Consider the following 14,008-nt stretch of genomic DNA (forward strand, 5'->3'; position numbering starts at 1 on the left):
CGGAGTTGAACATGACTGAAGACGTACGAATGGAGCGTGACACGTTCGGTGAAATCGCCGTGCCGAACGCGCGTCTGTGGGGCGCGCAAACGCAGCGCTCGCTGCAGAATTTCCGCATTTCGACCGAGAAACAGTCGCTTGAACTGATCAATGCGCTGGCCGTCATCAAGCGCGCCGCCGCCGAGGTCAACCAGGGTCTCGGCGTGCTCGACGAAAGCAAGGCCAAAGCCATCATCGCGGCCGCCGACGAGATCATCGCGGGCAAGCATCCCGACGAATTTCCGCTCGCCGTCTGGCAGACCGGCTCGGGCACGCAGACCAATATGAACCTCAACGAGGTGATCGCGAATCGCGCCAGCGAACTGCTCGGCGGCGAGCGCGGCGAAGCGCGCAAAGTGCATCCGAACGACGACGTGAATCGCGGCCAGTCGTCCAACGACGTATTCCCGACGGCCATGCATGTGGCCGCTGCCGACGCGATCGTCAAGCATCTGCTACCGGCGCTGAAGACGCTGCGCGATACGCTTGACGGCAAGGCGAAAGCGTTCGTCGATATCGTGAAGATTGGCCGCACGCACTTGCAGGACGCAACGCCGCTCACGCTCGGCCAGGAGTTTTCGGGTTACGTCGCGCAACTGGATCACGGCATTCGTCACGTGGAAGCGACGCTGCCGCATCTGTACGAACTCGCGCAGGGCGGCACCGCGGTCGGCACCGGCTTGAATGCGCATCCGCAGTTCGCGGATAAGGTCGCGGCAGCGATCGGCAAGCAAACCGGCTTGCCGTTCGTGTCGGCGCCGAACAAGTTCGAAGTGATGGCCGCGGCCGACGCGCTGGTGTTCGCGCACGGCGCGTTGAAAACCGTCGCGGCGAGTCTGAACAAGATCGCCAACGACGTGCGCTGGCTCTCGAGCGGCCCGCGTTGCGGCCTCGGTGAACTCTCGATTCCGGAGAACGAACCGGGCAGTTCGATCATGCCGGGCAAGGTCAATCCGACCCAGTCCGAAGCCCTGACGATGCTGTGTGCGCAGGTGTTCGGCAACGACGTCGCGGTGAATATCGGCGGCGCGAGCGGCAACTTCGAGCTGAACGTGTTCCGGCCGATGATCGCGCACAACGTACTGCAATCGGTGCGACTGCTGGCCGACGGCGCACATAGCTTCAACGACAACTGCGCGGTCGGCATCGAGCCGAATCTCGAGCGTATCGACACGTTGCTGAATGAATCGCTGATGCTGGTGACGGCGCTCAATCCGCACATCGGCTACGACAAGGCCGCCAGGATCGCGAAGCAAGCGCATAAGGAAGGCACCACGCTGAAGGCGTCGGCGCTTGCACTCGGCTATGTGACCGAGCAGCAGTTCGATGAGTGGGTAAAGCCGAAGGAGATGGTGGGGCATTCGGCCGGTTGAACGGCAGTCCACGCGAACGCCCGGTTCGCGTGGGCAGCTCAGCGCGCCGGCAATCTCAGCCGGCGCCGCTTAAACCTTCCCCTGCGCCACTTCTTCCGGCTTCAGCTCGACGATCGCGTCGAGCGCTTCCTTCACGTCGATCGCGTACTTCGCGAGGCGCTTCTGCTCATCCGTCTCCGGCACGAAGGCCGGCACCGGCACCGGATGACCGTTCTCGTTGACGGCGACCATCACGACCAGGCAGTCGGTGGTTTGCATCAGCTCGCCGCCCTTCGGGTCGCCGGCCTGCACGGACACGTGAATGTGCATGCTGGTGCGGCCCGTCGCTACGACCCGCGCGCGCAATTCGACGAGGTTGCCGACCAGAATCGGCCGACGGAAACGGATATTGCCCACGCTGACCGTCACGCAGTAGCGGCCCGACCACACCGCCGAGCACGCGTACGCGGTCTCGTCGATCCACTTCATCAGCGCGCCGCCGTGCACCTTGCCGCCGAAGTTGACCGAACTGGGTTCGGCGAGAAAGCGGAAAGTGGTTTCGGAACGGTCAAACGGGGCTGCGGGAGGGGTGCTCATGTTGACTCCGGTCAATCGGATGCATTGAAAGGAGGCGATTATACGAGCGCAATATTGACAGCGTCGGGGGTTCGGCGCTGTTGGAGCGGTGAATTGTTGCGGGAATCGGCTGAGGCTTTCGGCGAGCTTTCCGTTGGCGCGAGGCTTGCGCGAAGGTAACGCCAGGCTAGTGTCGGCAGCACTCGCACGACCCAGGCCGTTGCCCGTCGCTCATTTATGCACGGTGACGCCTTCGTCGATCGTGCCGTACATCGTGATGCTGCCGGTGCCCGCCCCCGACGAATCCGCACCGCCGTGCGCGCACGCGCCGAGCAGCAGCGCCGCGACCAGCACGGCAAGAAGAGTTTTCATGACTGCGTGTTCCTGCAAAGACAGACTTTGATTCTAGCCTGGCGAATCGCGCCGGCTCAGGAGCCACAAGCGCTCCGCCTCGCCGGCCGGGTTTTCGTAGCGCCTGCACGCCACGTTTCACGCTAAGCTGAAACATAGAATGCCGCGGATCGGTACATTGATTCGTATGGCGCCCCGGCGGCGCCGCCAACGGCAACCAGGTTGCCCGGGACCCGAAGGAGACACCCATGACGCTCAAGCTCGCCGACGAACAGAACCATTTCCCCGGCTTGAGCCGGATCGGCTCGCTGCTTGCCGATCCCGGCCGCGCCGCGATGCTGTGGGCACTGATGGACGGCAGCGCCCGCCCCGCCGGCGAACTGACGATCATCGCCGGGCTCTCGCCGTCGGCGGCGAGCGCGCATCTCGCCCGCCTGACCGACGGCGGGCTGCTCGCGCTCGAGGTGCGCGGCCGGCATCGCTACTTCCGGATCGCGTCGCCGGATATCGCCGCCTCTATCGAAGCGCTCGCCAACGTCGCGCAAATCAGCGCGCCGCAGCGGTCCGTGCCGCGTCCGGTGCGCACCGTGCCGCTCGACATGCGCTACGCCCGCACCTGCTACGACCATATGGCGGGCGAGCTTTCCGTGCGCGTGCTGGAGCGGCTGGTCCAGCGCGGTCTGCTGACGCTCGACGGCACCTCGCTGGAAGCGACCGAAGACGGCGCCAGCCGCTTCGCCGAATGGGGCATCGACCTGTTGGCGCAGAAAAGCCGTCGGCGCCGCTTTGCCTGCACCTGCCCCGACTGGAGCGAACGGCGGCCGCATCTGGGCGGCGCGCTCGGCGCGGCGTTGCTCGACTCGTGGTCCGCGCACGGTTGGGTCGAGCGGACCGAGCGGCCGCGTATCCTGCGTATCACGCCGGCGGGTCAGCAACATTTCGATGCGTTTCTGGCGGCCTGAACGATGGCGGCGCCGGCCACCCGCGGCGCTGCTAAGCATCTGAAACGATTACAAAAATTCTCCAATCTGCTTACGAAATGCCTTATCGAGACCTTTTGTTACACGCCGGTGAGGTGGCCTTACAAAAGTGGGGGTCTTGAAACATACGCGGCAGGTAAAGTGAACTCCGGATGAAGCAAAATGCCGCGTCCGCCGGAGATAAAACATGAGAACACTCACCAAAGATCAACACTCAAACCGCCGCATCACGGGCTACACCCTTATCGCGGCCGCCGCGTTCCTGTTCGCCGCCCAAGCCGGCATCGCGCAGGAAGTGCAGCCCGCTCCCCAGGTCGCCTCGACGCAGAACACCGATCCGCCGGGACGCGTTGCGCGTCTGAACTACATGGCCGGCACGGTAACCACCGAACCGGCCGGCGCGACCGACTGGTCGTACGCGCAGGTCAACCGCCCGCTCACCACCGGCGATCAGCTCTGGAACGATCAGAATTCGCGCTCGGAGCTGCACATCGGCTCGACCGCGGTGCGCCTCGATCAGTCGACCAGCCTCGACATCCTGAATCTCGACGACAACAGCGCGCAGCTCAAAGTCGCGCAAGGCACCTTGTCGACGCGGGTGCGCGAACTGGCGCCGGGGTCATCGTATGAAATCGACACGCCGAATCTCGCGCTTGGGCTGAACGGCCCCGGCGACTATCGCGTCGACGTCGCGCCGGACGGCAGCAGCACCAGCGTGACCGTGCGCAGCGGCAGCGCGACCGTGTACGGCGACAGCGGGCAGGTGCAAATCTCGGCGGGCCAGCAGGTCCGCTTCGGCGGCACCAACCTGCAACAGGTCGCCGACAACGGCGTGCCGGGCCTCGACGGCTTCGACCAATGGGCCGCCGCGCGCGATGCCGCCGAAGACCGCTCGGTGTCGGCGCGCTACGTGTCGCGCGACGTGCCCGGTTACGAAGACCTCGACGCCAACGGCACATGGCGCAGCAGCCCGCAATACGGCGAGGTGTGGGTGCCGCGCGCCACGCCGGTCGGCTGGGCGCCTTATCACGAAGGCCATTGGGTCTGGCAGGCGCCGTGGGGCTGGACGTGGGTCGACGACGCACCGTGGGGCTTCGCGCCCTACCACTACGGCCGCTGGGCCCAGGTCGACGACGCGTGGGCGTGGGTGCCGGGTCCGATCGTGGTCAGCGCGCCGCCGGTCTACGCGCCGGCGCTGGTCGCCTTCGTGGGCGGCGGCGGTGGCGGCGGCATCAACTGGGGCGTGAGTCTGGCGATCGGCGGCGCGGTGGCCGCGGGCGTCGCGTGGTTCCCGCTCGGCCCCGGCGAGCCGTGGCATCCGCAGTGGGGTGGCGGTCACGATCACTGGAGCCCGGGTTACTACAACCGCGTCAACCAGACGACGATCGTCAACAACTACAACCACAACGTGACGAATGTGAATGTGACCAACATTCACAACACGTACATCAACTATCGCGCGCCGGGTGCTGTTACCGCAGTGCCGGCGACGGCCTTCGTGCACGGTCAGCCGGTCGCGCGCTTCGCGCAGAAGGTCGATCCGCGGCAATGGCGCAACGCGCAGATCAACCCGGGCGGTGTGGGTATCGCGCCGGTCAAGGAAAGCTTCGGGCCGGGTCTGCGCAACGCGAATTACCGGCCGCCGGCGGGTGTCGCGGCGCGTCCGGTGGTGGCCACGCGCAGTGCGGCCATGCCGGCCGCCTATCACGACACCCTCGCTCAGCGTTTCGCGCAAAGCGGTGGACGGGTGCCGGGCGCGGGTCAGCCGATCGTGCGGACTTCGGTGCCGGCGCATATGGCGGGCGGTCCGGGCGCGTTGCCGGTGCAGAACGTGCGGGTCGTGCAGTCGCATATGCCGGGACGCACGCCGGGGGCGGCGCCGGGCGCGCCTGGTGCGCCGGGTGGGATGCAGCAGGCAGGACAGCGTCCGGGTGCCATGCCCGGCGCGGCGCCCGGCCAGCCGCAACGTGGCGAACAGGCGCAGGCTCGTCCGGGCACGCCGCAGCCGATGGCCAACGAACGCCAGCAGCCCGGCGAAGCGGGACATCCGGTGAATGGCGTGCCGCGTCCGCCGCAAGCGAATGGCGGCAACCCGCAGGCCAACGCGCAGCAGCACGGCATGCCGCAGCAGGCCGGCCAGCAACCGGGCGCGAACGAGCGCCACGAGCCGGCATGGACGCAGCCGCATACGCCGATGGCCCAGCAGGCGCAGCAGCATGGCGGCCCGCAGGAACCGGCGCGGCAGGCGGAAGCTCGTCCGCAGCAGCAGGCTGAGCGTCAAGCGGAAGCGCCGCGTGACGTGCAACATGAAGCGCAACGGCCGCAAGAGGCCCATCCGCAACCGATGCCGCAGGCGCAACAACAGCCGCGTGAAGAATCTCATCCGCAGCCGGCACAGCAGGCGCAGCAGCCGCGTCAGGAGGCACGTCCGGAACAGATGCAGCAGCCTCGCCCGGAGCCGCGTCCTCAGCAGGTGCAGCAGCCCCGTCCGGAACCGCGTCCGCAACAGGTGCAGCAGCCTCGCCCGGAGCCGCGTCCGCAACCGGCGCAGCAGCCGCACCCGGAACCGCATCCGCAGCAGGCGCAACGTCCCGAGCCGCATCCGCAACACGAGGAGCAGCACTCGGCCGGCGGCAACCACGACGAGCATCACAAGGGATAAGCGCTGCGGAACGCGGGTCAGTGAGACGTATCTGACTCGCAATAAAGCAACCTACGACTCACGTTGCACGCGTTCCCACGGAACGTTAGTGAAGCGGGCTTGATCCACAGAATCCCGCCATCTTCGCGATGGCGGGATTTTTTTAAGCCAGGCGGATTGCCGGGCACATAGGCGCTGCCACTTCCAGACTAAACGGCTCGAACTCACAGTCCAGTGGCGCCCGGTGGTGCAGTCCACTCGCCCGACTCCGGACGTTGGGTAATACGCTCCAGCGGCTGTGCCGCCTGAGACGCCACAAGTCCGCCAATCAGGTCGGCAAAAGGGACGATATTTCCGTAAGTGCTCGCCTGCTCAAGCGCGGCCAGATAAAGTCTGCGCGACTGGACCGTCACGATCGTCCACGGATACCCGCCGGTCGTCAGCATGCAGTTCATCAGGAATCGGCTAAGCCGGCCGTTTCCGTCCATGTACGGATGGATAAAAACAAAAATGAAATGACCCAGCACCGCGCGCACGCCCGGATGTTCTTCGGCGACCAGCAGATCGAATAACGCAGGCATGCAGTCCCTCACGGCTTCAGGTCCGAGCGGCACATGCAACGCATTCCGAATGAATACCTGGCTGCTGCGGTATCCGGCAAGATCGGCCGGCTTGAGAATGCCGGCAGCAACACTGGGCGAAAACAGCGTCACATACCATTGGAAGAAATCACGCCTCAGCGCCTCGGCCGGGTTGTCGGAAGCGGTCACGACCTGTCGGATCAGTTCGCGGATACGTTTGTGAGTGTCCGCATAGCCTTTGGCTGCCATGGCTTCCTGAGTCTCTTTGTCCTCCGGATGGGTCAGCGGACTCCAGTTGCCGTTACGCACTTTCTCGATGAGCAAGGCATTCACCCGATACCCCTCGATGGACAGCGAGTGATACGCATCCGCCACGTAGCGCGCGGAAATATCGTCGATCAAAGCGTCCACGTCGCGAGGAGCTTGCTGGGGTATGTCGGCAAAGCGGTCAACTACCGCGTTTCGCATGGCAGCCCACATTGCCTGTATGCGTTGCACGTACGGCGACTCGTTGCGCCGCCCCGAGATCGCCACCAAAGACTGCTCGAACGGATTGCTCTCGCTGACGACGTAGTCCGCCGCCTTCAAGGTGGCGACGAGTTGACTGGCATCGTCGTCACGCCCTACCGCTCTCAGCGCGCCCGCCATCCGTCCGCCAATCACACTATGGCCGCCGGCAAGCAGCGCGGAAATAAGGTCCGTCAGATCGACCTGACGCATTGCAATCTGCGCAGCAAGCGGCTGCTTTTCGAAGAACGACGCGCCCACCCGAACCAGTGCCTCTGATACAGGAATCAGAAGAAGGCCGCTTGCGCTCGGTATCCGGCGCGCCGTCGACGCTCGACGCTTCACCTGATAAAGAAAAACCGAGCAGCCGTGGGGAAGCTGCAAAAGCTGATTGTTCGCGTTCGCCGCATGAATCACGATCTGCGTGCCGATGCTGGTATAGCCGCTGTGCCGAAGCAATGAAAACTCTGGATTGACCTCCCATTCGCTGCCGAAGCGGGCATTCGCATAGGCTGACACGAACGCCTCCATGCTCGCGTACCAGAGGGTCGAGTCACCCGCGTCATCGGCGGGATTGTTGGCCATATACCATCCCGGGATGACGGCTTTCAGGAAATTGGCCCGCACCAGCCTTTCCCGATGGACACGGGTTAGCTCGGGCAGTGCACTGGCCTGAAAAACGCTCACGCCGCGGTCCTGGATCTGCTTCAACACCAACAGCGAGGCTGCGAGTTTTTCGTTGGTGGTCGGCATAGTTTCAGATCGTGTGATTTAGCATCGCAATAATTTGATGCTTTACTATAACAATAGTCTGATGCTTTATCAAAGCAATAGTCTGGCGTCATTCGATCGCAATAATGCGACGCTGTATCGCAGCCACATAGGCGCTTCGCTCCGCGAATGCCGATGTCTTCGCTGGCGTGTCCGCCAAAAGCAAATCCCCCGAGACCGAAGGTCTTCGGGGGATTTGGAGAAAGTCGGTGGCAGCTCTCCGCCAGGCGGAAAAGGGCCGATTCACCTCCTGGTTCGCTTCGCCACTCCGGCCGGCCGCCCTCGCTCAGACCGCCATCGGCGCGGTCAACGGCTCGTGATGCCGGTAACCCACCAGCGAAAAGTCCGACGGCTCGATCTTCTCCAGCCACTCCGGTTCATACACGCCGGTCTTCGCGTAGTCCGGCACCCGGTCCGAAATCGCGAACGCCGGGCTCTCATACGGCTCACGCGTCAACTGCTGCTGCAACATATCGAGCTGGTTCTCGTAGATGTGTTTAGAGAACCAAAAAAATAATACCAAAGCACTACCAAAATGACCTAAATATCAGGGTTTTTCGAAAAACCTATAAAGTTTAAATCCACCAAAAAATCACATCACTTCACCAACAATGTCCAACTTAATCGCATTTTACAACTATCTATAGCCCACAGTCACCTTAAAATTTCAACAGTTAACCAAAGAAATTTATTCATTTATTTTTATGATTTTTTTGACCTTTTCACCAAAATACTCTCTACTGTGCCTGGCAGCGGACAACTGTCCGAATGGGACATCCCAGTGACATAAAGGAAGAGCACAGCGATGGCAGCAGACGAGTTTCTCAGCGCGCGAATGATTGAGGTCGCGGACTTTCCGAAGACGATTTCAATCATGTCTCAGGAAGCTTCGTTGGACCTGACGGTAGCTGGGAGCCGCGGCCCTTTCTACTGCATCGTAGATAGCCAGGGCGCCATCGTCATAACACTGAGTAAGTGGCTGAAGAGTCTCGTGGATGCGGCAGGCATCTCGAACACGCTCAGTTCCGCAATTCAGTACGGTCGCACCGGAACCTACCTGTGTCGCTGGATTGAGAATAGCGAGCTTTTCCCGCACCTGACCGTTGACGAAATCATCCTGCGCTTAAGCCGGCCGAACCTGACAGAGTGGCTGAATCACATGCGGAACGAGGAGGGTCTCGAGTCCAATACGGTACATAGCCGCGAGGTGGCAATTCGAACGTTCATGGAGTGGCTTACGACCATCGACGCTGGGCAGCTTCGCCACCCCGAAAACTCGCCGTATGGTCGCGATGGGATGCTTCCCTACATCACACGGGTTCCAAAGGCTCTGAGCCCCAAGTACATACCCGCCGAGTACGTCGTCCAGATTCTGAGCAACATGTACAACGAATGCGAGCGTTGCATGTTCCACACCCAGTTCGATACTGGTCTGCGAATCTCAGAGGTCGTGAAGCTGAAGCGTAGCGATATTCCTGACTTGGTGCTATTTAACTCAGCTCACGAGTACCTTCCATTCGTCGTTCGGCGCAGCAAGGCAAGAGGTGGCAACAACCTTGAGAAGACCACGTTGATTTCGCGCGCAGTGCTTAATCGAATCAAGCGGTATCACGCGAGCATGGAATACAAGCTCGCTCCTGATTGGGACATCAACGACCCCAACAAGCCTACGTTTTTAACGTGCAACCAACTTAAATGGGGCTTACGGAACGCGTCAAAGCAGTTCAAAGAAGCTGTCCGACGCTCAGGTGTTCATCATGACGTTTCAACACATTGGTTTCGCCACGGAACGGCCTTCTCCGTATTGAAATCCGATATTGGCAAGACCTATGAGGAAAAAATGCTGCTCATCCAGCAAATGTTGGGGCACGCATCGTTGAAAACGACTGAGATTTATACCCAAGTTCCAGCAGCGTTGCTTACCAAGTTGACGTTGAAAGGCAAAGCCATCAACCGACTCCACGAAGCGGAGTTCATCCGAGAAAAGACTTTTCTGGGCTCGTTGCAACATACGGAAAAGCGAGGTCACAATGTCTAACCTCGTAGAGCCGCTGCATAAAGCACCTCAGCCGACCTTTATTGACCCACACGTTCAAATCGAGTGGATTTTTGAGCAACTGGCGTCCGAGCATAGCGAACCATATGCCTCTAGCATTCGATGGTCAAAAAACACATATCTCAGATTCGTCTCCGAGACTAACGCATCGTATTCCGAGCTAGCGAACGATAAAAGATTCTATTTGAATAAATTCTGGGAGCATGACGCACTCAGCAGGTTCAACGACTGGCTGGTCACGAGAGACGACATCGTCAGCTTAACTCGCTATGGCGCTCACAAGATTGTCCGCCAAGTGATGGTCAGAGCCTATAGTCTTCGCATTATCGACAATGTCGTTTACAACGCCACCTTGTCGAAAGGTGTTCCAGAGACTGAACAAAAATCTGCTTTCGACTCGGAAGAAGAAGAGTTGATTAACGCCGCTCTCGCTCGTTGGGTTGGGTTAGCCAATAGCGCTTTATTAGGATACAAGCCCACCAGCCAAGGTATCCCGTTTCGTCCCCACAAACTTGACCTGCCCGAGCTGATAATCAATGGCAAGGCATACACCTACAAAGAGGCGGGAGAACATTTTGGCGTCTCATATAAAAGAATCGGCCAAAGAATCGTTTCCGGCTGGACCATTGAACAAGCCGTCGGAATACAACCAGCTCCGACACCCGTCAAAATAGACAAACTCGAGCTAGAGGGGGTCGTCTATGAGTCTTTGAGTGCGGTCGCGAGACAATATGGCATCTCAAGAAATGCCATTGCCGCTAGACTTCGAAAAGGATATTCCCTCGAACAAAGCGTAGGCATTACCCCTATCTACGTTCCCCACAAGGATGAGCGCGCGCTATTGTGGCTATTTGAAAATCAGTTCGATTGTGATGCAAAGAAGATGTACGACACCATTTATCGCGAAAAATGGCATCAAACAGAGGCATATGGCTGTCGGCTCGCTCGTGTTAGAAAGCTGTTTATGCGCTGGGGCGTATGGCCGTTTATTGACGACCGACTCATCATGCCGTTGGCCGGCACCCTCGCAATGATTTCAGGACTGAATGTCGAGTCTCTGAAAGAACTAACGCTCGATAGCTTTCAAAAGCACCATCGTCTAACCGGTCAACCTGCTATCGCTTACGTAAAAAACAGGTCTGCCACGAGTGAGCGACCAGCAGAAAGAGAGCTCCATGTTCCGATAATCGAGGAGATTTTCCTTGATTCCAAAGCGGCGGAACAGATAGAAAAGCTCTTCGCGATGGTCATCAATCTGACCGCAGACATAAGAAAGCGCGCGCCGGTTGATATACAAAATCGCTTGTTCATCTTCGAAGATTTCGACTACTTTTATAGGGAGGGGGTTGAAAAAATCGTCCCCATTACGCCCAGGGGAAAGGTAGCGACTTGGTATAATCGGTTTTTCGCCGAGGAAAACCTCGAAAAGGCATCCGGGCAGAAATTCCGATTTACTCTGTCTCGTTGTCGCCCAACTATGGCGACGAATATGGTGCTCGCAGGGGCGACGCTTTTCGACGTTCAGGTCGCGCTAGGACATGCCGAAATCAGCACGACAGGTACCTATGTCCAAAAGAGAAACCTGCGCCCGGCATTTCACCGCACAATCTCGCAAGCACTGACCGCGCTTGCAGAGCGGTCAACTAAAGAAAAGGGGTTGGCGGATGCGGCGACGGCAATCGCCAACTCTGAAGTCGACACCGACCACGACGATTTCTACGAAACGCTATCCGGATGTGGATGCAAGAATCCATTCAATCCGAGTAAGGACGTACGAGTGGTCACAAAATATAAAGAGGGTACGGCATGCAGCAATTGGAACATGTGCCTTCGCTGCGATGGCGCTGTAGTTACCGAGCACTCACTGCCAAAGCTGATTACTTATCGCAACCGCGTCCGGACCGCTCTCGACACAAAATCACCCGCAATTCAAAATCGAAAAGAGCTCTTCGAAGATGCGATTGCGATTATTGATGGAATTTTGGCAGAGGGTGTGGTCTTTGATGCCCCGACATTGCAACTAGCGGAGCTTAAAGCCGCTACCCTCGACGATATTCTGGTAGACCATCTGATTTACCAAGGCATGCAATCATGAACAAACCGGCATTGCTACCCAACAAGACTGAAATCATTAATGGGACTGCTCGCTTTCGCAAGGATATGCCAATTTTCGATGGCAAATTCGGAGACCCGGCTTGGCCGTTCAGAGACCCGAAATCGGAGCGATATACCGGACAAACTTCGAGCAGTATCGTCTGGCACGATTTCATTTACGGTCGAGGCGCGATGTTTGGCCATGCCGCTTCGCAAGCGGCAAGCAAGTATAATCTTTGCCTGACGCCAGAAATAGTCGAGGATTTGAAGATTGCTGCCGTTATCTTGGCGAGATTCCCAACCCTTCTTGCGCGGTCACGCGCACCAAACGGAAAGCTTAAACCGATTACTGTTTACGGACGAATTTCCGATTTGGCGAATTTCCTCTCGCACCTGATTAACGAGAACGAGAAAACAGGAGGCACAGAAATCGTCCACCTCAACGACATACCCTTTTCTTTACTGAAAAGGTCCATTTCAACATTCCCCGGGAGCAAGCAAGGCCTTCAGCGAGCGCTCGGTCTAATTTCCGATACTGTTGTCCAAAACAATCTGAGCGCCCCGCTTCAGTGGAGCAAGCCGGATTTAAAAGACCGGTCCATTACATGGCCAGCCACCCCTGAATATAAGGGCATCAGCACCCTACGGGACGAGCAGTTCCTTTTTCTTATGGCCTCTTGCAAATCCGCAATCGCTGAATTCAAGGCCGCACTCGGACTTCCGGTTTACGACAAAGATTGTCAGGCGTTGGCGAACGCATTTAAATGGAAAAACCTTGAGGGTGCGCCCGAAGCAATGCATGGATATTACGACAGCTATTTGTGGCAGTCGCCGAAGTTCTACGCGGAATACCAATACAACCGCAACGAAATCAAAAAAATCATCAACTTCGGTCACGTGGCTGCAATAACCATCATCATCCTTCTCACTGGCGTGCGACGGTCAGCAACATCGTATATGAAGAGGGGGTGCCTCAAGAACCAACTTGGTTATTGGTTTTTGCTTTCAAAGGTTGTTAAGAATAGACCGGAGGAAGCACCAATTGCCGATGGCTGGCTTGCGATAGACCTGACACGAGATGCATACGAAATTTTGATGTTCATCACTGGCAAGACCGGGAACAACCATATTATCTCCAGCCCGTATCCCGGTCGGGGAAGGCAGGGCAAACTGGCTTATGCTGAAAACACCCTCGCCACGCTCATCTCCAAATGGATTGCGAAAATTGATACTGAAGGGGTCTTCGACAACTGGCTTTTTTCTGTCCACCAACTTCGGGAGACGTTGGCTGCTCAGCTTGCGAACCAAGAGGTCGGTCTGCCGTTTATCAGTATGCAACTGAATCATTTCCATAGCCAGTTCATCTCGATGCCCAATGCGGTTACGGCTGGATACGGCGAAATTCGGAAGAGGCTGTCGACCAGCGTCTCGAATCGGCTCGCGACGGCGAGGAGCGACTCGCTCGAGGGTGTGCTGGGCGAAGACGCTAAGTTCGCCGGTGGCGGCGGCGAAGCACACAAAGCGAGAATCGACGCCTTCTTCAGCGGCATGGCATTGTTCGGCAAAGACCGCGTTGCATACATCGAGGCACTAGGTCGGCGCGGTGTCACGTTGATGCCGACCAGCATCGGGCACTGCGGCAAGAACTTCCTTGAACTCCCGGATGGTGAGAATCCGCCCTGCTATGGCGACCATAAATGCGACCCGAACTGCTCGAGCCACGTCATCACTGCTCGGTCGGCTAACGTACTGAAGATGCGAAGAGACGCCGCTCTCAATGAAGCCAACCTTGAAAACAGGCAGAGCCATAAGGTCATCTGGCTTGGCCTAGTCAAGGAGCTGGACAAACACCTCTCGAAACTGGACTAGGAGACCTCTCGTGACCGACGGCCGCCCGGCTGAACTGGTAGAGCACCAAGAAGGCACCAAAGAGAAAAATGATAGACTCATTGTTGACGCTCTGATGCAACTTGAGGACCCGTCGAGGCGAGGCAAACGCAGAGCGACCGTGCCGACCATCTGCGAGATGACAGGGTTGTCCCCAAATTCGATTCGGGGAC

General features: G+C 58.8%; 9 protein-coding genes and 1 pseudogene. 6 read left to right on the plus strand and 4 right to left on the minus strand.

Translation table 11 applies throughout. The annotated features are described in order from the left end of the window. The first annotated feature begins 11 nt into the window (after positions 1–11). The gene (gene fumC, locus HWY05_RS12535; RefSeq protein ID WP_176058548.1) at positions 12–1,412 is read left to right on the plus strand and encodes a class II fumarate hydratase; all 1,401 of its coding nucleotides are present in this window, start codon (positions 12–14) and stop codon (positions 1,410–1,412) included. 69 nt (positions 1,413–1,481) lie between these two features. Here the strand turns inward: fumC and HWY05_RS12540 are convergent, their stop codons facing one another. Both HWY05_RS12540 and HWY05_RS12545 read right to left on the minus strand, forming a co-directional pair. Then, complete coding sequence (locus HWY05_RS12540; protein WP_035547451.1) at positions 1,482–1,988, minus strand: acyl-CoA thioesterase; 507 nt, start codon at positions 1,986–1,988, stop codon at positions 1,482–1,484. Positions 1,989–2,198: 210 nt separating this feature from the next. Continuing rightward, entirely contained in the window at positions 2,199–2,339 is a 141-nt protein-coding gene (locus HWY05_RS12545) for a hypothetical protein (RefSeq protein ID WP_167444501.1), read from the minus strand. Between the two features lie 227 nt (positions 2,340–2,566). On the opposite strand from HWY05_RS12545, the gene HWY05_RS12550 reads away from it, so the two are divergent. Beyond that, positions 2,567–3,280: a helix-turn-helix transcriptional regulator gene (locus HWY05_RS12550; protein WP_176058549.1), complete on the plus strand. Its 714-nt coding sequence runs from the start codon at positions 2,567–2,569 to the stop codon at positions 3,278–3,280. Positions 3,281–3,485: 205 nt separating this feature from the next. Beyond that, complete coding sequence (locus tag HWY05_RS12555) at positions 3,486–5,960, plus strand: DUF6600 domain-containing protein (protein WP_176058550.1); 2,475 nt, start codon at positions 3,486–3,488, stop codon at positions 5,958–5,960. A 203-nt stretch (positions 5,961–6,163) separates the two neighbouring features. On the opposite strand, the gene HWY05_RS12560 is transcribed toward HWY05_RS12555, so the two are convergent. Both HWY05_RS12560 and HWY05_RS12565 read right to left on the minus strand, forming a co-directional pair. Continuing rightward, positions 6,164–7,780: a Fic family protein gene (locus HWY05_RS12560; protein ID WP_176058551.1), complete on the minus strand. Its 1,617-nt coding sequence runs from the start codon at positions 7,778–7,780 to the stop codon at positions 6,164–6,166. A 304-nt stretch (positions 7,781–8,084) separates the two neighbouring features. Then, positions 8,085–8,294: pseudogene (locus HWY05_RS12565) on the minus strand (thymidylate synthase); the annotation flags it as partial. A 309-nt stretch (positions 8,295–8,603) separates the two neighbouring features. Here HWY05_RS12565 and HWY05_RS12570 point away from each other — a divergent pair. The 3 genes from HWY05_RS12570 to HWY05_RS12580 are packed head-to-tail and all read left to right on the plus strand — an operon-like array spanning position 8,604 to position 13,817. Further along, positions 8,604–9,836, plus strand: coding sequence for a tyrosine-type recombinase/integrase (locus HWY05_RS12570; RefSeq protein WP_176058552.1), 1,233 nt, complete (start codon positions 8,604–8,606; stop codon positions 9,834–9,836). Then, positions 9,829–11,949 (plus strand): hypothetical protein, encoded by a 2,121-nt coding sequence (locus tag HWY05_RS12575; protein ID WP_176058553.1) that lies wholly within the window; start codon positions 9,829–9,831, stop codon positions 11,947–11,949. The genes HWY05_RS12570 and HWY05_RS12575 overlap by 8 nt, the downstream gene beginning before the upstream one ends. Next, the gene (locus tag HWY05_RS12580) at positions 11,946–13,817 is read left to right on the plus strand and encodes a site-specific integrase (protein WP_176058554.1); all 1,872 of its coding nucleotides are present in this window, start codon (positions 11,946–11,948) and stop codon (positions 13,815–13,817) included. The genes HWY05_RS12575 and HWY05_RS12580 overlap by 4 nt, the downstream gene beginning before the upstream one ends. Positions 13,818–14,008: the final 191 nt, after the last annotated feature.

Origin of the sequence: Paraburkholderia sp. BCC1876, assembly GCF_902833695.1 — a bacterium.
GTDB lineage: Bacteria > Pseudomonadota > Gammaproteobacteria > Burkholderiales > Burkholderiaceae > Paraburkholderia.